This window comes from Cronobacter dublinensis subsp. dublinensis LMG 23823, assembly GCF_001277235.1.
Taxonomy (GTDB): Bacteria; Pseudomonadota; Gammaproteobacteria; order Enterobacterales; family Enterobacteriaceae; genus Cronobacter; species Cronobacter dublinensis.
Genome location: NZ_CP012266.1, coordinates 293,132 through 310,714 on the forward strand (window position 1 = coordinate 293,132; position 17,583 = coordinate 310,714).

Here is a 17,583-nt window from a genome sequence, read left to right on the forward strand (position 1 = left end):
TAACCGCGCAAACGGAGTACAACAATGCAGTTCGCTAAGATGCATGGCCTGGGTAACGACTTTATGGTCGTGGACGCGGTGACGCAAAACGTCTTTTTTTCCCCTGAGATGATCCGCCGTCTGGCGGACAGACATCATGGGGTGGGGTTCGATCAACTACTGATCGTCGAGCCGCCTTACGATCCTGACCTTGATTTTCACTATCGCATTTTCAACGCCGACGGCAGCGAAGTAGCCCAGTGCGGCAACGGCGCGCGCTGCTTCGCGCGGTTTGTACGCCTGAAAGGGCTCACTAACAAACGCGATATCCGCGTCAGTACGGCGAACGGGCGGATGATTTTAACCGTCAATGAAGACGAACTGGTGCGCGTGAACATGGGCGAACCGGTGTTTGAGCCCTCGCTGGTGCCGTTTCGCGCCAATAAGGCCGAGAAGACGTACATCATGCGCGCCGCCGAGCAGACCGTGCTGTGCGGCGTGGTCTCAATGGGCAACCCCCACTGCGTGATTCAGGTCGATGATGTCAGCACCGCGCCGGTGGAGACGCTCGGCCCGCTGATGGAAAGCCACGAGCGCTTCCCGGAGCGCGCCAACATCGGTTTTATGCAGGTGATGAACCCGGAACATATCCGGCTGCGCGTCTTCGAGCGCGGCGCCGGCGAAACCCAGGCCTGCGGCAGCGGCGCATGCGCCGCGGTCGCGGTCGGCATTCAGCAGGGTCTGCTGGCAGCCCAGGTGCGCGTTGATTTACCCGGCGGTCGGCTGGATATCGCCTGGAAAGGGCCAGGCAATCCGCTCTTTATGACCGGCCCCGCCACCCACGTTTATGATGGATTTATTCACTTATGAGTAAGGCTGGAGAACAGCAGGAGAACCTGGCGGCGCTCGATGACGACGCGGTGCTCGATTACCTGCTGCGTTATCCCGATTTTTTCATCCGCAACGCCGCGATGGTTGAGCAGATCCGCGTGCCGCACCCGGTGCGTGGAACGGTCTCGCTGGTGGAGTGGCATATGGCGCGCGCGCGCAACCACATCAACGAACTGGAAGAAAACATGACGTTGCTGATGGAGCAGGCGAGCGCCAACGAAGGGCTTTTCTATCGTCTGCTGAAGCTGCAGGGGCGGCTCGCCTGCGCGGGCAGCCTTCAGGAGATGCTGGAGCGCCTGAACCGCTGGGCGCGCGATATGGGCCTTGCGGGCGCGAACATCCGCCTGTTTCCCGAGCGCTGGCGTCTCGGCGCGCCGTCCGGGTTTACGCATCTGGCGCTGTCGCGTCAGGCGTTTGAGCCGGTACGTATCCAGCGTCTCGGCCAGCAGACGCATTATCTGGGCACGCTGAACGGCCCGGAGCTGCTGGTGGTGCTGCCGGAAGCAAAAGCCGTGGGCTCGGTGGCGATGTCGCTGCTTGGCGAACATGGCGAGCTCGGCGTGCTGATCTTCAGCAGCCGCGACCCACAGCATTATCAGCAGGGGCAGGGCACGCAGCTGTTGCACGAGCTGTCGCTGATGCTGCCGGATCTGCTGGCGCGCTGGATAGAACGCGTATGACTGCGTCGCCACTCCAGCCAGCCGTCGAGCGCTTTCTGCGTTACCTGAAAGTCGAGCGCCAGCTCAGCCCGGTCACGCTGGTTAATTATGAACGCCAGCTGTCGGCGCTCGTTGGGCTTGCGGGCGAGGCGGGGCTGAAAAGTTGGGCGGAGTGCGACGCCGCGATGGTGCGCTCGCTCGCGGTGCGTAGCCGCCGCGCGGGGCTGGGGCCGTCAAGCCTGGCGCTGCGTCTGTCGGCGCTGCGCAGTTTCTTCGACTGGCAGGTCAGCCAGGGCGAGCTGAAAGCGAACCCGGCGAAAGGCATCACCACGCCGAAAACGCCGCGGCATTTGCCGAAAAATATCGATGTCGATGATGTGAACCGGCTGCTGGATATCGATCTTAACGATCCGCTGGCCGTGCGCGACCGCGCGATGCTGGAATTAATGTACGGCGCGGGGCTGCGTCTTTCGGAGCTGGTCAACATCGACTGCCATCATCTCGACCTCGCCAGCGGCGAAGTGTGGGTGATGGGTAAAGGCAGCAAAGAGCGGCGTCTGCCCATAGGGCGCAGCGCGGTCGCCTGGATTGAACACTGGCTCAACCTGCGCGAGCTGTTTGGCCCCGACGATGACGCGCTGTTTTTATCAAAGCAGGGCAAGCGCATCTCGGCGCGCAACGTGCAGAAACGCTTCGCGGAGTGGGGAATTAAGCAGGGGCTGAACAGCCATGTGCATCCTCATAAACTTCGCCACTCCTTTGCGACGCATATGCTGGAATCAAGCGGCGATCTGCGCGCGGTGCAGGAGCTGCTCGGTCACGCGAATCTCTCTACCACCCAGATTTACACCCATCTTGATTTCCAGCATTTGGCTTCGGTATACGACGCGGCGCATCCACGCGCCAGACGAGGAAAACCGTAATGTACTTTTACCGTCCGCTTGGCAGCATTGCCGCCCTGACGTTTGACCTTGACGATACGCTTTACGATAACCGCCCGGTTATCGCCCGCACCGAGCAGGAGACGCTGGCGTTTATGCAGCGTTATCATCCGCGCCTCAACGCCTTCACCGCCGCCGATCTCCACCGCGCCCGCGCCGCGCTGCGCCAGCAGGAGCCGGAGATTTATCATGATGTCACCGAATGGCGGCGGCGCGCGATTGAACAGGTAATGCTCGAAGCCGGGCTTTCCGCGCACGAGGCGTCCGAGGGCGCGAACGACGCGATGGTGAATTTCGCCCGCTGGCGCAGCCGCATCGAGGTGCCGACGGAAAACCTCGACGCCTTACAGCAGCTCGCGAAAAAGTGGCCGCTGGTGGCTATCACCAACGGAAACGCCGAACCGGAGCAGTTTGGCCTCGGCGGCCTGTTTCAGTTTGTGCTGCGCGCCGGGCCGCATGGCCGCGCCAAGCCTTACGGCGATATGTACCATCTGGCGGCGCAGAAGCTCGGCGTGGCGCCCGAGGCGCTCCTGCATGTCGGCGATGACCTGACCACTGACGTTGCGGGCGCTATCCGCGCGGGCGCTCAGGCGTGCTGGATAAACCTGCTGGAAGGCGATCTGATGCAAATCGACGACAGCCGCTTGTTGCCGCATCTTGAGATTTCGCGGTTGGCATCCCTGACCTCGCTGATATAATCATCACTACTCTGTATATAATTCCAGGTTTTTGGCGAGCGTCGCTCTGCGTCGCCGCCCTGTCATGACATAAGCCTGGTCTGCGAGACGCCTGCGGGCGTTTTGTGTTTTTCCTGTTTTTAACGCGGCGGTGCCAATGGACGTTTCTTACCTGCTCGACAGCCTTAACGATAAACAGCGCGAAGCCGTAGCCGCGCCGCGCAGCAATATGCTGGTGCTGGCAGGTGCAGGCAGCGGTAAGACGCGCGTGCTGGTGCATCGTATCGCCTGGCTGATGATGGTAGAAAACTGTTCGCCGTACTCCATCATGGCGGTGACCTTTACCAACAAAGCGGCGGCGGAGATGCGTCATCGTATCGGCCAGCTGATGGGCACCAGCCAGGGCGGCATGTGGGTCGGCACGTTCCACGGCCTCGCCCACCGTCTGCTGCGCGCGCACCATATGGACGCGAATCTCCCCCAGGATTTCCAGATCCTCGACAGCGACGATCAGCTGCGTCTGCTCAAGCGTCTTATCAAGGCGATGAATCTGGACGAGAAGCAGTGGCCGCCGCGCCAGGCGATGTGGTACATCAACGGCAAAAAAGATGAGGGCCTGCGCCCGCACCATATCGAGAGCTACGGCAACCCGGTAGAGCAGACCTGGCAGAAGGTCTATCAGGCATACCAGGAGGCGTGCGACCGCGCAGGCCTGGTGGATTTCGCCGAACTGCTGCTGCGCGCCCATGAGCTGTGGCTCAACAAACCGCATATCCTTAACCACTACCGAGAGCGCTTCACCAATATTCTGGTGGATGAGTTTCAGGACACCAACGGCATTCAGTACGCCTGGATCCGCCTGCTGGCGGGCGACACCGGCAAGGTCATGATTGTCGGCGACGATGACCAGTCGATTTACGGCTGGCGCGGCGCGCAGGTCGAAAACATCCAGCGCTTCCTGAACGATTTCCAGGGCGCGCAGACTATTCGTCTGGAGCAGAACTACCGCTCCACCAACAATATTCTCAACGCCGCCAACGCCCTTATCGCCAATAACGCCGGTCGCCTCGGCAAAGAGCTGTGGACCGACGGCAGCGACGGCGAGCCTATTTCCCTTTACTGCGCGTTCAACGAGCTGGACGAAGCGCGCTTTGTGGTGAACCGCATCAAGGTGTGGCAGGAGAACGGCGGTGCGCTGCAAGACTGCGCCATTCTGTATCGCAGCAACGCCCAGTCGCGCGTGCTGGAAGAGGCGCTGTTGCAGGCGAGCATGCCGTACCGTATCTACGGCGGCATGCGATTCTTCGAACGCCAGGAGATCAAAGACGCGCTGGCGTACCTGCGTCTTATCGCCAACCGCAACGACGATGCGGCCTTCGAGCGCGTGGTGAATACGCCGACGCGCGGCATTGGCGATCGCACGCTGGATGTGGTGCGCCAGACCGCGCGCGACCGCCAGCTCACGCTCTGGCAGGCGTGCCGTCAGCTGTTGCAGGAAAAAGCGCTGGCCGGACGCGCCGCCAGCGCGCTTCAGCGCTTCCTTGAGCTTGTCGACGCGCTGGCGCATGACACCATCGATATGCCGCTGCATGTCCAGACCGACCGGGTCATCAAAGACTCCGGCCTGTGGCTGATGTATGAGCAGGAAAAAGGCGAGAAAGGCCAGGCGCGTATCGAAAACTTAGAGGAACTGGTGACGGCGACGCGCCAGTTCAGCTACAACGAAGAAGACGAAGATTTAATGCCGCTGCAGGCATTTTTGTCCCACGCGGCGCTGGAAGCGGGCGAAGGGCAGGCCGACGCCTGGCAGGACGCGGTGCAGCTGATGACGCTGCACTCCGCCAAAGGGCTGGAGTTTCCGCAGGTGTTTATCGTCGGGATGGAAGAGGGGATGTTCCCAAGCCAGATGTCGCTTGATGAGGGTGGACGTCTGGAAGAGGAGCGTCGCCTGGCCTACGTGGGCGTTACCCGCGCCATGCAGAAGCTGACGCTGACCTACGCTGAAACCCGTCGCCTGTATGGCAAAGAGGCGTATCACCGACCTTCGCGTTTTATCGCCGAGCTGCCGGAAGGCTGCGTGGAAGAGGTGCGCCTGCGCGCGAGCGTCAGCCGCCCGGTCAGCCATAAGCAGCTGGGCGCGCCGGTGGCGCAGAATGATTCCGGCTACAAGCTCGGCCAGCGCGTGCGCCACCCGAAATTCGGCGAAGGCACGATTGTGAATCTCGAAGGCAGCGGCGAACACAGCCGTCTGCAGGTGGCGTTCAACGGGCAGGGCATCAAATGGCTGGTGGCCGCCTATGCGCGCCTCGAAAACGTCTGATGCTTTCACTCTCAGGCAAAAGGCCGCCGGCGCGTTGCGTCAGCGGCCTTTTTCTTTTCTTCACGCGAGGCCGGATTTTCTGTCATCTGACGCGGCGATAATCGCCCGCGACGGGGAGAAGCGAAGCGCGAAAACGCTCCGGCAAAACGCGCCCGCAGGCACTATAATTCCCATCAATCATTGAGGTGTTTTATCTTAAGTGTACGTGTTGACGCCTAATTTTTGGTGGCGTAACATGCGCCCACGATTACGCTAAGAGGACATTCGCCTTGGACACACCCAGTAGATGCTGGCTCAAAACCCTGTCAAACAGGAACAACTCCTAAGGCTATCCTCTTACGCTGATGGCCTTAGTGGTTGTCAGCGACTGTTTTCTCTCCCGTCGCGCTGAGTCAGGCTGTTTAATGGTCTGAAACCCAATCTGTTTCTGTGTGCCCAACCGAACTGTCCAGAATTTGTTTTTTTGGGAGTCCCGGTCATGCTGAGCGCATTTCAACTGGAAAACAACAAACTGTCCCGCCTCGAAGTTGACGAGGCCGTTTCGCTGAAAGATTCCATCTGGATTGATCTGGTGGAGCCGGAAGAGAGCGAACGACAGCGCGTGCAAACGGAACTTGACCAAAGCCTGGCGACACGCCCGGAACTGGAGGATATCGAAGCCTCCGCCCGTTTCTTCGAAGATGAAGACGGGCTGCACATTCACTCGTTTTTCTTTTATGAAGACGCGGAAGATCACGGCGGTAACTCCACCGTGGCGTTCACTATCCGCAACGGTCGTCTGTTTACGCTGCGCGAGCGCGAACTGCCCGCGTTTCGTCTCTACCGCATGCGCGCCCGCAGCCAGTCGATGATGGACGGCAACGCGTATGAACTGCTGCTGGATCTGTTTGAAACCAAAATTGAACAGCTGGCGGATGAGATAGAAAACATCTACAGCGATCTCGAAAACCTGAGCCGCGTTATCATGGAAGGGCACCAGGGCGATGAATATGACGAGGCGCTTTCGACGCTCGCGGAGCTGGAAGATACCGGCTGGAAGGTGCGGCTGTGTCTGATGGATACCCAGCGCGCGCTGAACTTTCTGGTGCGCAAGGCGCGTCTGCCGGGCGGCCAGCTGGAGCAGGCGCGTGAGATCCTGCGCGATATCGAATCCCTGTTGCCGCACAACGAGTCGCTGTTCCAGAAGGTGAACTTCCTGATGCAGGCGGCGATGGGTTTTATCAATATCGAGCAGAACCGCATCATCAAAATCTTCTCGGTGGTGTCCGTGGTGTTCCTGCCGCCGACGCTGGTGGCCTCCAGCTACGGGATGAACTTCGAGTTTATGCCGGAGCTGCACTGGAGCTACGGCTATCCCGCCGCGATTGTCGCCATGCTGCTGGCCGGTCTCGCGCCTTATCTCTACTTCAAGCGTAAGAACTGGCTGTAAATGCAAAAAAGCCTCTTCAACCGAAGAGGCTTTTTTATGGCGCAATGCGCAGGCCCTTACAGGCTCCAGTCCTGCTTGCCTTTGACTTTCAGATCGTAATACCAGGTGTTGGTACGTAAGGCAAAATAGATCGGTACGATATAGATCAGTCCTTTTATACCCAGCAGCACGGTAATAAAACCGACGATGAAAAAGGCTATCACGCAAATAATACTTTTCTTCCACAGGCCAAGGATAGCCAGATAAATGAAGGAGAAAAAGTAAGTGAAGAAATTGATCATCACCTTAAGGCGTGCCATAAAGCCCATCTTTTTCAGCGCGCTACTCCACTCCGGGGTCGGAAAAAGAACGCCAGGATAACCATGCTCCTCAATGAACGTAAAGCGCGTTTTCCATTTATCGCTTAACTTCTCGTCTGCCATAAAGTCGTAGTGGTTTTTATTGTTTTCCATGCTGGACATCCTGAAGGCTCCTTAATGCCTGAATTTTGCTGGGGTGAGCGACATTACCGCCCGATTTTATTGCGCTTTTTTTGCGACGGCAGGTGCCGGTGCGGCCAGCAGCAGCAGCGTCATCACTACCTGAAAACTGCCGCCGAACGTCAGGTATTCTGTGCTGCCTGGCTCGAAACCTCGCAGATAAGCGATGACTATCCCGGTAACCCACATGGCCAGTGAATAGAACAGATAATTGCGCGCTTTCAGCCCGGCGTCACGCGCGCGCAATGCGCCAGCGCGGTAATACAGCAAGGGCGAAATTAAAACGAGAGCCAGCGCCACATCGTCAGGCGCGATAGCAAGTATCAGGCACAGGCCGAACAGCAAACCGATAAGCCATGCCAGATAAGGCAGGCGTCGCATTCTGGCCGTGCGCGGGGGGAAAAAGAAAGCAAGCAGGGCTGACATTAAAATACCTTTAACGCCTTCTGATTGCCGGGGAGAAGGCTCAACGCGTAAAAGCGGAATTATAAGCACGGCCCCTTGTGTTGCAAGGCGCGAGACCGGCAAATATCAGTAGGTGAGCGTTGGGGGGATATGGTGTAAGCGCCAACAGCAAGGCGAACTAACGCCCTGCTGCGGCAGTACGTGCTTAACTACGACGCAAACGCCGTTGGGTATACAGCGCATCCATAATAAATATCGCCAGCGCCAGCCAGATAAACCCGAAGGTCACCATTTTATCCGGGCCCGGGACTTCATCATAAAAGGCGACGGCCAGCAGAAACATCAGCGTCGGGCCGATGTACTGGAAAAAGCCGAGCGTGGAGAGACGCAAGCGCGTCGCGGCGGCGGTAAAGCAGAGCAGCGGAATGGTCGTGACGACGCCTGCGGCCATCAGCAGCAGATTCAGCGACCACGGGTTGCTGCCCATGTGGCTGGTGGGGCTGTCGGCGATGCCGAACAGGTAAATCGCCGCGACTGGCAGCAGCCACAGGGTTTCCATCAGCATGCCGGTTTGCGCATCTACCATGATCTTTTTACGCACCAGGCCGTAGAAGGCGAAGCTAAAGGCAAGGCCGAGCGCGATAACCGGCAGCGAGCCGAATGTCCAGAGCTGCACCAGCACGCCGCAGGCGGCCAGTAGTACCGCCAGCCACTGCATCCGGCGAAAACGCTCGCCGAGGAAAATCATCCCCAGCAGCACGTTCACCAACGGGTTAATGAAATAGCCGAGGCTTGCTTCCAGCAGATGATGATTATTCACCGACCAGATAAACAGCAACCAGTTGCCGCCCACCAGTACAGCGCTGAGCGCCAGACTGAACACCTTTTTCGGCGTGGCGAATAAGCGTTTTACCGAGCCCCACTGGCGGCTCAGGCTAATTAACGCCAGCATAAAGAAGAATGACCAAATAACGCGGTGCGTCAGGATCTCATCGGCGGGAACCGCCTGAATCAGCTTGAAATAGGCGGGCGCAATGCCCCAGATAAAATAAGCGGCAAGCGCGAATAACACGCCCTGACGCGTCTGTTTAGCATCCATGTGAAACTCTTGGCTCGATAAAAGTGTGAGCAGTTTATCAGTATTGCGCAGGTTACCCCACCATATAGGTGGCCGTGGCGCTGGCGATATAAACCTGCTCTTCGTTATGTAATTCCACACGCGCCACCGCGACTTTATTGCCCGCGCGCAGCAGCGTGCTGGAGGCCGTAAAGCGCTGGCCGCGGCCGGGGCGAAGGTAATCGACGCGCATGTCGATAGTACCCATGCGGGACAGCCGCTGGCGCAGTTCTTCCTCGCTGATACTGTCGTGGCGCGTCAGCGTGCTGCCGACGCACACCAGACCCGCCGCCACATCCAGCGCCGACGCAATCGCCCCGCCGTGCAGAATGCTCTGCGCCCAGTTACCCACCAGCATCGGCTGGTTATTGAACGCGAGCTGGGCGTATTCCTTCTCGTAACGTTCCAGCTCCAGCCCGAGGGCGCGGTTAAAGGGCATGTGATAAACAAAGATTTCGCCGACCAGTTGCAGAGCTTCTTGCGCAGTCAGCAGGGTTGCGGACATGATGAATTCCTCGACCAAAAAGGGATGGCACACAAGGTTAAAGGAATGTTGATTTTATGCTTCCCATTTGTTGCTTTCCAGTTTAAGAAAGCAGGACTAAGCAGACGCGAAATAAATATGTAGAATGGCTGCCGGATAATAATTCATCATCGAAATATTTGTTCAGGAGAACACTGCCGATGCGCACGTTTCTGGGTTGTTTTATGGCGGCAACGTTGCTGCCATGCACAGCATTAGCACAGGAAGCGACGATTAAAGAGGTGCATGATGCGCCTGCCGTTCGCGGCAGCATTATCGCCAACCTGCTTCAGGAGCACGATAACCCGTTTACGCTCTACCCGTACGAGAGCAACTATGTGCTCTATACCGTCACCGACGATCTCAATAAAGAAGCGATCAAGTCTTACGACTGGGCAGATAACGCGCGTAAAGATGAAGTGAAGTTTCAGCTGAGCCTGGCGTTCCCGTTCTGGCGGGGCATTGTGGGGCCGAACTCAGTACTGGGCGCGTCTTATACTCAGAAATCCTGGTGGCAGCTCTCCAACAGCGGTCAGTCGTCGCCGTTTCGTGAGACCAACTACGAGCCGCAGCTGTTCTTAGGTTTCGCGACCGATTATCAGCTCGCCGGCTGGACGCTGCGCGACGTGGAAGTGGGCTTTAACCATCAGTCCAACGGCCGCTCCGACCCGACCTCCCGCAGCTGGAACCGCGCTTACGCCCGTCTGATGGCGCAAAACGACAACTGGCTGGTGGAAGTGAAGCCGTGGTATGTGCTGGGCAATACCGATGACAACCCGGATATCACCAAGTACATGGGTTACTACCAGCTCAAGGTGGGTTACCAGTGGGGCGAGGCTATCTGGAGCGTGAAGGGCCAGTATAACTGGAACACAGGCTACGGCGGCGCCGAGCTTGGCTTAAGCTACCCGATAACGAGACATGTGCGTCTCTATACGCAGCTCTACAGCGGCTACGGCGAATCGTTAATTGATTACAACTTTAGCCAGACTCGCTTTGGCTTTGGGGTTATGCTTAACGATCTCTTCTGAGGCATTGCAGTTTCCGACGCAGGCGCTGAAAATAGCGCCTGTTTTATTTTCAGTATCTGGAGTGAGTGTGGCGCAGGCGGAAGTTTACAGTCAGGAAACGCTGGCTAAGCAGGTTTTACAGGAAACCTTTGGCTATCAGCAGTTCCGTCCAGGCCAGGCCACCATTATCGACGCGGTGCTTGAAGGGCGCGACTGCCTGGTGGTGATGCCCACCGGTGGCGGCAAATCGCTGTGTTATCAAATCCCGGCGCTGGTGAAAACCGGTCTGACCGTGGTGGTTTCTCCGCTTATTTCCTTAATGAAAGATCAGGTCGATCAGCTGCTCGCGAACGGCGTGGCGGCGGCGTGCCTGAACTCGACGCAGAGCCGCGACGAGCAGCAGGCCGTGATGGCGGGCTGTCGTAGCGGGCAGGTGCGTCTGCTGTATATCGCACCGGAAAGGCTGATGATGGATAACTTCATCGATAGCCTGAGCTACTGGAACCTGGCGATGGTCGCGGTGGACGAGGCGCACTGCATTTCGCAGTGGGGCCACGATTTCCGCCCGGAATACGCGGCGCTCGGCCAGCTTCGCGCGCGCTTCCCGGCGGTGCCCTTTATGGCGCTCACCGCCACGGCGGACGACACCACGCGGCGCGATATCGTACGCCTGCTGGGCCTTGAGGATCCGCTGATTGAAATCAGCAGCTTTGACCGGCCGAATATCCGCTACATGCTGATGGAGAAATTCAAACCGCTCGATCAGCTGATGCGTTATGTCCAGGAACAGCGCGGTAAATCGGGCATCATCTACTGCAACAGCCGCGCGAAAGTAGAAGACACCGCCGCGCGTCTGCAAAGCCGCGGCATCAGCGCCGCCGCCTACCACGCAGGGCTTGAGCACGAGGTACGCGCCTCGGTACAGGAAAAATTCCAGCGCGACGACTTACAAATCGTCGTGGCGACCGTGGCGTTCGGCATGGGCATCAACAAGCCCAACGTGCGCTTTGTGGTGCACTTCGATATTCCCCGCAATATCGAATCTTACTATCAGGAGACGGGCCGCGCCGGGCGCGACGGCCTGCCTGCTGAAGCGATGCTGTTTTACGATCCGGCGGACATGGCCTGGCTACGCCGCTGCCTGGAAGAAAAAGCGCCCGGCCCGCTTCAGGATATCGAGCGCCATAAGCTTAACGCGATGGGCGCGTTCGCCGAGGCGCAAACCTGCCGCCGTCTGGTGCTGCTCAATTACTTCGGCGAAGGGCGCCAGGCGCCGTGCGGCAACTGCGATATCTGTCTCGATCCGCCGCGCCGCTATGACGGGCTGGTGGACGCGCAGAAAGCGCTGTCGGCTATCGCGCGCGTCGAGCAGCGCTTTGGTATGGGATATGTGGTGGAAGTGCTGCGCGGGGCGAATAACCAGCGCATCCGCGAGCTCGGGCACGACAAACTCAAGGTGTACGGCATCGGGCGCGATCAAAGCCAGGAGCACTGGGTCAGCGTTATCCGTCAGCTCATTCATCTGGGCGTGGTGATGCAGAATATCGCGCAGCACTCGGCGCTCCAGCTCACCGAAGCGGCGCGTCCGTTCCTGCGCGGCGAAGCCCCGCTGATGCTGGCGGTACCGCGCGTGGCGGCCCTGAAACCGCGCGTGGCGCAGAAATCCTACGGCGGCAATTACGACCGTAAGCTGTTCGCCAAACTGCGCAAACTGCGTAAAGCCATCGCCGATGAAGAGAATATTCCGCCGTATGTCGTCTTTAACGACGCGACGCTGATTGAAATGGCCGAGCAGATGCCGCTCAGCCCTGGCGAAATGCTCGGTATTAACGGCGTCGGCACCCGCAAACTGGAGCGCTTCGGCAGGCCGTTTATGACGCTCATTCGCGAGCACGTAGACGGCGACGACGAAGAGTAGTCAGCCCCGCGCAAACATGCCAGGATGAATGTTCTCTGATTTTACCTGGCAAACTCCTATGTTAACGCTGTTCTTTACCGTCGCGATGGTACATCTGGTGGCGCTCGCAAGCCCCGGCCCCGACTTCTTTTTCGTCTCGCAAACGGCGGCCAGCCGCTCGCGCAAAGAGGCGCTGATGGGCGTGCTGGGCATTACCGCCGGCGTCATGGTCTGGTCCGGCGTGGCGCTGCTCGGCCTGCATCTCATCCTCGAAAAAATGGCCTGGCTGCATAACATCATTGTGGTGGGCGGCGGGCTTTATCTGTGCTGGATGGGGTATCAGATGCTGCGCGGGGCGCTGAAGAAAAGCGCCGCGACGAACGAGGCGCCGCCGGTAGAGCTGGCCGCGCGCGGGCGCAGTTTCCTGAAAGGGATGCTCACCAACCTGGCGAACCCGAAGGCGGTGATTTACTTCGGCAGCGTGTTTTCACTGTTTGTCAGCGACAGCGTCGGCACCAGCGCGCGCTGGGGCATCTTCGTGCTGATAGCGCTGGAAACCTTCGCGTGGTTTGCGCTGGTGGCGAGCGTCTTTGCGCTGCCGAAAATGCGTCGCGGCTACCAGCGCCTCGCGAAGTGGATCGACGGCATGGCCGGCGCGCTGTTCACCGGCTTTGGCATCCATCTTATTCTCTCTCGCTAATCAGGCGCGGCGCGCGGTAGCAAGCAGCGCGCCGACCAGCATAAACAGCGAACCAAACACCTTATTCAGGGCCTTCATCTGATGCGGGCCTTTGATCCAGCCGCCGATACGCGTCGCAAGCGTCGCATAGCCAATCATCACGATGATATCCACCACCACGGTCGTCACGCCGAGCACCACGTACTGCATCACCTGCGGCTGGTGCGGCACAATAAACTGCGGGAACAGCGCGGCGAGGAACACGATGCTTTTCGGGTTGGTGAGATTCACGAACACCGCGCGCTTAAAGAGTTTGCTGCGCGGCTGGCTTTGCGCCAGCGCGTTAAGATCGATAGCGCCCGCGGCGCGCCACTGCTGAATGCCAAGCCAGATGAGATACGCCGCCCCCGCCCATTTCAGCACTTCGAATGCCATCAGCGAGCGGGAAAACAGCGCGCCCAGCCCGATACCCACCAGCACGATATGCAGCGCCAGACCGGTCTGTAGCCCGGCGATGGATGCCGCCGCGCCGCGATACCCGTGACTGATGGCGGTGCTCATGGTGTTAATCGCGCCGGAACCCGGCGAGAGGCTGAGAATAAGGGTTGTCAGAAGGTAGGTACACCACCACTCGAAGGTCATGCGAAGCTCCCTGATTGCGCACTTTTATGCCACAATACGCTATTGTTGAGGTATGTGCTACGAATCACAAAAAAGCCCGGACAGGCGTGGATGCGGAGCAATAAGGACCATGACCAGACACAGGAACGGTTGGTTTTCACGGGAAACAGGATTCGCGGCGTTCACCATGGGGCCGCTGACGGCGTTCTGGCAGCAGCGTGAAGAAGACGAATTTTTAGGGGTGGATGATATTCCGGTGCGCTTTGTGCGTTTTCGTGCCGAAAACCACGATCGCGTTATCGTCGTCTGCCCCGGGCGCATTGAATCCTACGTAAAATATGCGGAACTCGCTTACGATCTGTTCCACTGCGGGTTTGATGTGTTGATCATCGACCACCGTGGGCAAGGGCGTTCCGGACGTCTGCTTGACGATCCGCACCGCGGCCACGTCGTGAACTTCAGCGATTATGTCGATGATTTCGAGCGCTTCTGGCAGCAGGAGGTCGCGACAGGGCCGTGGCGTAAGCGCTATCTGCTGGCGCATTCAATGGGCGGGGCGATTGGGACGCTGTTTCAACTGCGTAACCCCAAAGCGTTTGATGCCGTGGCGCTGTGCGCGCCGATGTTCGGCATTATTATCCGCCTGCCGGACTGGATGCTGCGCTCAATTCTCGACTGGGCAGAAGAGTATCCGTCGCTGCGCGACGGCTACGCCATGGGCACCGGACGCTGGCGGCCGCTGCCTTTTAGCCTCAACGTGCTGACCCACAGCCACGCGCGTTACCGGCGCAATTTACGTTTTTATGCCGACGAACCGCAGCTGCGCGTCGGCGGGCCGACATACCACTGGGTACGGGAAGGCATCCAGGCAGGAGAACAGGTGCTGGCGGGGGCCACCGACAGCACCACGCCGCTATTGTTACTCCAGGCAGAACTGGAACGTGTGGTGGATAACCGCTCGCACGACCGCTTCTGTGAACTTCGCGCCGCGGCGGGCCACCCGTGTTGGGGGGGTAAACCTTACGTCATTAAAGGCGCGTACCATGAGATCCTGTTTGAGCAGGACGCCATGCGCGCCGAAGCGCTGAATGCCATTGTCGATTTCTTCGACGAGCATAACTGATTACTCGCGACCGGAGCGTCTGGTCGCTCCACCAGAGGTTTTCTTTATTATGTATCAGGTCGTTGCGTCTGATTTAGACGGCACACTCTTAGCCCCTGACCATGCACTGACGCCGTTTGCCAAACAAACGCTCAAATTACTCACCGCCCGCGGCGTGAATTTTGTTTTCGCGACGGGCCGCCACCATATCGACGTTGGGCAGATCCGCGACGGCCTTGAGATCAAGGCCTATATGATCACCTCCAACGGCGCGCGGGTGCACGACACCGACGGCAATCTGGTCTTCACCCATAATCTCGACACCGATATCGCCGCCGATCTGTTCGGCGTGGTGCGCGACAACCCGGATATCATCACCAACGTTTATCGCGACGACGAGTGGTTTATGAGCCGCGAACGCCCGGACGAGTTGAAATATTTTAAAGAGGCCGTCTTTAAATATTCGCTGTTTGAACCGGCGTTGCTGGAGCCTCAGGGCGTCAGTAAAGTCTTCTTCACCTGCGACGTGCATGAAAAACTGCTGCCGCTGGAGCAGGCTATCAACGCCCGCTGGGGCGATCGCGTCAATGTCAGCTTTTCGACGCTTACTTGTCTTGAAGTCATGGCGGGCGGCGTGTCTAAAGGCCATGCGCTGGAAGCGGTCGCCAAAGCGATGGGCTATGGGCTGGAGTCCTGCATCGCGTTCGGCGACGGCATGAACGACGCGGAAATGCTCTCCATGGCAGGCAAAGGCTGCATTATGGGCAATGCCCATCAGCGTCTCAAAGACCTGTTGCCGGAGCTGGAAGTTATCGGCACGAACGCCGAAGATGCCGTACCGCACTACCTGCGTAAACTTTTCCTCGCGTAATTTTTCGGATGACAAGTGGTTTATCGGTAACCACTTGTCAACCAAATAGTGCAACTTTTCGCCAGCAGCTTCGCTACAATGCCTCTCTTTGTTTTCTTTGAGATGATTATTGTGGCGTTACTCATCATCACCACGATCCTGTGGGCCTTCTCTTTTAGCCTGATCGGCGAATACCTCGCGGGCCATGTGGACAGCTACTTTTCCGTGCTGATGCGCGTCGGGCTGGCGGCGCTGGTGTTTCTGCCGTTTTTACGCACCCGTGGCCAGAGCCTGAAAACGCTTTCGCTCTATATGCTGGTGGGCGCGCTGCAGCTGGGCGTGATGTACCTGTTCAGCTTCCGGGCTTATCTTTACCTCACCGTCTCGGAATTTCTGCTGTTTACCGTTCTGACGCCGCTCTATATCACGCTGATTTACGATCTGCTGAGTCGTCGCCCGCTGCGCTGGGGCTACGCGTTAAGCGCGGGTCTGGCGGTCATTGGCGCGGCGATCATCCGCTATGACAAAGTGAGCGATCACTTCTGGACCGGGCTGATGCTGGTACAGCTGGCGAATATCAGTTTCGCCATCGGGATGGTGGGCTATAAACGCCTGATGGAGACGCACCCGATGCCGCAGCACAGCGCGTTTTCGTGGTTCTATCTTGGGGCGTTTGTGGTGGCGGTCATCGCCTGGTTTGCGCTCGGCAACCCGCAGAAGCTGCCGACCACCGGCCTGCAATGGGGCATTCTGGTGTGGCTTGGCGTCGCGGCGTCCGGGCTGGGATATTTCATGTGGAACTACGGCGCCACGCAGGTGGACGCCGGCACGCTCGGCATTATGAATAACGTGCATGTGCCCGCCGGGCTGCTGGTCAACCTCGCCATCTGGCAGGAGCAGCCCCACTGGCCGAGCTTTATCATTGGGGGAGCGGTGATAGTGGCTTCTCTATGGGTCCACCGACGCTGGGTCGCGCCGCGCTCCGCACAAACGGCAGTGAATCACAGGCGTGCTGACGCGCCTGCTGAATAAACGCCTCCGTCACCGGCTGACGCTGCTCGCCATCTCGCACCGCAGCGTACAGCCGGCTCCATAATCCGTCGCCCAGCGCGCGCGTCACCACCAGCCCCTGACGCTCGAAATTCTCCACGACCCAGTGCGGCAGGGCGGCAATGCCCATACGTGCCGACACCATCTGGATCAGCAGCAGCGTGTTATCGACGCTTTTCAGCGTCGGGCTGACGCCCGCAGGCTGTAAAAAGTGACGCCAGACGTCAAGGCGGCTGCGCTGCACGGGGTAAATCAGCAGCGTTTCGCTGGCGAAATCTTCCGGCGTCACCTGGGCTTTGGTCGCCAGCGGATGATCCGGCGCGACCACCAGACGCACTTCAAAATCAAACATCGGCGAATAGTGCAGGCCGCTGCGCGGCAAGATGTCCGAGGTCAGCACCAGATCGAGTTCGTCCTGCTGCAGCGCGGGCTGCGGGTCAAACGTCACGCCCGATTTGAAATCCATCTCCACCTGCGGCCAGCGCTGGCGAAACGCCTCCAGCGCCGGGGCCAGCCACTGAATGCAGCTGTGGCACTCAATCGCGATGCGCAGCCGCGTCTGCTGCGGTTCGTTGCACGCCTGCAACGCGCGGCTAATCTGCGGCAGCACCTGCGCTGCCAGCTGCAGCAGGATCTCGCCCTGCGGCGTAAAGCGCAGCGGCTGGCTTTTACGCACAAACAGCCGGAAGCCAAGACGCTGCTCCAGATCGCTGAACTGGTGTGAAAGAGCCGATTGGGTCTGATGCAGCGAGGCCGCCGCCGCCGCCAGCGAGCCGCAATTGCGCAGCGCCTGGAGCGTTCGCAGGTGTTTTATCTCGATCATGAAAGTCCTTCACTTGGCCATGAACATTTTGCGCTTGAGGAATATACAGTAACTGCCAATTATGGATGTGTAAACATCTGGACGTCCAAATCCGTCGTCTTTCGAATTTCTGGTGCGTTGGCTGCACTGGC

The 17,583-nt window shown here is 58.8% G+C and carries 19 protein-coding genes; 13 read left to right on the forward strand and 6 right to left on the reverse strand.

What is annotated here, in order from left to right; genetic code table 11:
- Nucleotides 1-24 precede the first annotated feature (24 nt).
- From dapF to corA, 7 genes are all read left to right on the forward strand, one after another.
- Nucleotides 25-849, forward strand: coding sequence for a diaminopimelate epimerase (gene dapF, locus AFK67_RS01365; protein ID WP_007717081.1), 825 nt, complete (start codon nt 25-27; stop codon nt 847-849).
- Nucleotides 846-1,550 (forward strand): DUF484 domain-containing protein, encoded by a 705-nt coding sequence (locus tag AFK67_RS01370; RefSeq protein WP_007717082.1) that lies wholly within the window; start codon nt 846-848, stop codon nt 1,548-1,550. Before dapF ends, AFK67_RS01370 begins: the two co-directional genes overlap by 4 nt.
- Nucleotides 1,547-2,452 (forward strand): tyrosine recombinase XerC, encoded by a 906-nt coding sequence (gene xerC, locus AFK67_RS01375; protein ID WP_007717085.1) that lies wholly within the window; start codon nt 1,547-1,549, stop codon nt 2,450-2,452. The genes AFK67_RS01370 and xerC overlap by 4 nt, the downstream gene beginning before the upstream one ends.
- Nucleotides 2,452-3,168: a 5-amino-6-(5-phospho-D-ribitylamino)uracil phosphatase YigB gene (gene yigB, locus AFK67_RS01380; protein WP_007717088.1), complete on the forward strand. Its 717-nt coding sequence runs from the start codon at nt 2,452-2,454 to the stop codon at nt 3,166-3,168. Before xerC ends, yigB begins: the two co-directional genes overlap by 1 nt.
- 136 nt (nt 3,169-3,304) lie before the next feature.
- Complete coding sequence (gene uvrD, locus AFK67_RS01385) at nt 3,305-5,467, forward strand: DNA helicase II (protein WP_038875347.1); 2,163 nt, start codon at nt 3,305-3,307, stop codon at nt 5,465-5,467.
- Between the two features lie 269 nt (nt 5,468-5,736).
- Nucleotides 5,737-5,793: a YsgD/CorL family protein gene (ysgD, locus tag AFK67_RS23605; protein ID WP_366927576.1), complete on the forward strand. Its 57-nt coding sequence runs from the start codon at nt 5,737-5,739 to the stop codon at nt 5,791-5,793.
- A 152-nt stretch (nt 5,794-5,945) separates the two neighbouring features.
- Nucleotides 5,946-6,896, forward strand: a complete 951-nt coding sequence (gene corA / locus AFK67_RS01390; protein ID WP_007671093.1) for a magnesium/cobalt transporter CorA — start codon at nt 5,946-5,948, stop codon at nt 6,894-6,896.
- A gap of 56 nt (nt 6,897-6,952) precedes the next feature.
- On the opposite strand, the gene AFK67_RS01395 is transcribed toward corA, so the two are convergent.
- The 4 genes from AFK67_RS01395 to yigI all read right to left on the reverse strand — a co-directional run bounded on the left by AFK67_RS01395 (nt 6,953) and on the right by yigI (nt 9,402).
- Complete coding sequence (locus AFK67_RS01395) at nt 6,953-7,357, reverse strand: DUF2628 domain-containing protein (RefSeq protein ID WP_007717099.1); 405 nt, start codon at nt 7,355-7,357, stop codon at nt 6,953-6,955.
- Nucleotides 7,358-7,414: 57 nt separating this feature from the next.
- Complete coding sequence (locus tag AFK67_RS01400) at nt 7,415-7,801, reverse strand: hypothetical protein (protein WP_032966878.1); 387 nt, start codon at nt 7,799-7,801, stop codon at nt 7,415-7,417.
- 184 nt (nt 7,802-7,985) lie between these two features.
- A complete protein-coding gene (gene rarD / locus AFK67_RS01405) occupies nt 7,986-8,879 on the reverse strand; it encodes an EamA family transporter RarD (protein WP_007717103.1) in 894 nt (297 codons plus the stop codon).
- Between the two features lie 52 nt (nt 8,880-8,931).
- A complete protein-coding gene (gene yigI / locus AFK67_RS01410; RefSeq protein ID WP_007717106.1) occupies nt 8,932-9,402 on the reverse strand; it encodes an acyl-CoA thioesterase YigI in 471 nt (156 codons plus the stop codon).
- A gap of 179 nt (nt 9,403-9,581) precedes the next feature.
- Here yigI and pldA point away from each other — a divergent pair, with 179 nt between their 5' ends.
- The 3 genes from pldA to rhtC all read left to right on the forward strand — a co-directional run bounded on the left by pldA (nt 9,582) and on the right by rhtC (nt 13,027).
- Complete coding sequence (gene pldA, locus AFK67_RS01415) at nt 9,582-10,451, forward strand: phospholipase A (RefSeq protein ID WP_007717116.1); 870 nt, start codon at nt 9,582-9,584, stop codon at nt 10,449-10,451.
- Nucleotides 10,452-10,518: 67 nt separating this feature from the next.
- Complete coding sequence (gene recQ / locus AFK67_RS01420; RefSeq protein ID WP_007717122.1) at nt 10,519-12,348, forward strand: ATP-dependent DNA helicase RecQ; 1,830 nt, start codon at nt 10,519-10,521, stop codon at nt 12,346-12,348.
- A 58-nt stretch (nt 12,349-12,406) separates the two neighbouring features.
- Nucleotides 12,407-13,027 (forward strand): threonine export protein RhtC, encoded by a 621-nt coding sequence (gene rhtC / locus AFK67_RS01425; protein ID WP_007717128.1) that lies wholly within the window; start codon nt 12,407-12,409, stop codon nt 13,025-13,027.
- Here the strand turns inward: rhtC and rhtB are convergent, their stop codons facing one another.
- A complete protein-coding gene (gene rhtB, locus AFK67_RS01430) occupies nt 13,028-13,648 on the reverse strand; it encodes a homoserine/homoserine lactone efflux protein (RefSeq protein WP_007717130.1) in 621 nt (206 codons plus the stop codon).
- A 109-nt stretch (nt 13,649-13,757) separates the two neighbouring features.
- Between rhtB and pldB the strand changes: the two genes are divergently transcribed.
- From pldB to AFK67_RS01445, 3 genes are all read left to right on the forward strand, one after another.
- Nucleotides 13,758-14,750, forward strand: a complete 993-nt coding sequence (gene pldB / locus AFK67_RS01435) for a lysophospholipase L2 (protein WP_007717131.1) — start codon at nt 13,758-13,760, stop codon at nt 14,748-14,750.
- A gap of 49 nt (nt 14,751-14,799) precedes the next feature.
- Nucleotides 14,800-15,600, forward strand: coding sequence for a sugar/pyridoxal phosphate phosphatase YigL (gene yigL, locus AFK67_RS01440; protein ID WP_007717132.1), 801 nt, complete (start codon nt 14,800-14,802; stop codon nt 15,598-15,600).
- Between the two features lie 111 nt (nt 15,601-15,711).
- Nucleotides 15,712-16,611 carry a carboxylate/amino acid/amine transporter gene (locus tag AFK67_RS01445; protein WP_032966881.1) on the forward strand — a complete coding sequence of 300 codons (900 nt, stop codon included), beginning with the start codon at nt 15,712-15,714 and terminating at the stop codon, nt 16,609-16,611.
- Here AFK67_RS01445 and metR read toward each other — a convergent pair.
- Nucleotides 16,499-17,452, reverse strand: a complete 954-nt coding sequence (gene metR / locus AFK67_RS01450; RefSeq protein ID WP_007717134.1) for an HTH-type transcriptional regulator MetR — start codon at nt 17,450-17,452, stop codon at nt 16,499-16,501. The two genes, AFK67_RS01445 and metR, sit on opposite strands and share 113 nt — an antisense overlap.
- Nucleotides 17,453-17,583 lie beyond the last annotated feature (131 nt).

Bases quoted from the DNA above. Each gene is read 5' to 3' on its own strand.
- dapF (WP_007717081.1), top strand. From the start codon at position 25: ATGCAGTTCGCTAAGATGCATGGCCTGGGTAACGACTTTATGGTCGTG.
- AFK67_RS01400 (WP_032966878.1), bottom strand. From the start codon at position 7,801: ATGTCAGCCCTGCTTGCTTTCTTTTTCCCCCCGCGCACGGCCAGAATG.
- rarD (WP_007717103.1), bottom strand. From the start codon at position 8,879: ATGGATGCTAAACAGACGCGTCAGGGCGTGTTATTCGCGCTTGCCGCT.
- pldB (WP_007717131.1), top strand. From the start codon at position 13,758: ATGACCAGACACAGGAACGGTTGGTTTTCACGGGAAACAGGATTCGCG.
- xerC (WP_007717085.1), top strand. From the start codon at position 1,547: ATGACTGCGTCGCCACTCCAGCCAGCCGTCGAGCGCTTTCTGCGTTAC.
- rhtC (WP_007717128.1), top strand. From the start codon at position 12,407: ATGTTAACGCTGTTCTTTACCGTCGCGATGGTACATCTGGTGGCGCTC.
- uvrD (WP_038875347.1), top strand. From the start codon at position 3,305: ATGGACGTTTCTTACCTGCTCGACAGCCTTAACGATAAACAGCGCGAA.
- yigI (WP_007717106.1), bottom strand. From the start codon at position 9,402: ATGTCCGCAACCCTGCTGACTGCGCAAGAAGCTCTGCAACTGGTCGGC.
- pldA (WP_007717116.1), top strand. From the start codon at position 9,582: ATGCGCACGTTTCTGGGTTGTTTTATGGCGGCAACGTTGCTGCCATGC.
- rhtB (WP_007717130.1), bottom strand. From the start codon at position 13,648: ATGACCTTCGAGTGGTGGTGTACCTACCTTCTGACAACCCTTATTCTC.
- AFK67_RS01395 (WP_007717099.1), bottom strand. From the start codon at position 7,357: ATGTCCAGCATGGAAAACAATAAAAACCACTACGACTTTATGGCAGAC.
- yigB (WP_007717088.1), top strand. From the start codon at position 2,452: ATGTACTTTTACCGTCCGCTTGGCAGCATTGCCGCCCTGACGTTTGAC.
- corA (WP_007671093.1), top strand. From the start codon at position 5,946: ATGCTGAGCGCATTTCAACTGGAAAACAACAAACTGTCCCGCCTCGAA.
- AFK67_RS01370 (WP_007717082.1), top strand. From the start codon at position 846: ATGAGTAAGGCTGGAGAACAGCAGGAGAACCTGGCGGCGCTCGATGAC.
- yigL (WP_007717132.1), top strand. From the start codon at position 14,800: ATGTATCAGGTCGTTGCGTCTGATTTAGACGGCACACTCTTAGCCCCT.
- metR (WP_007717134.1), bottom strand. From the start codon at position 17,452: ATGATCGAGATAAAACACCTGCGAACGCTCCAGGCGCTGCGCAATTGC.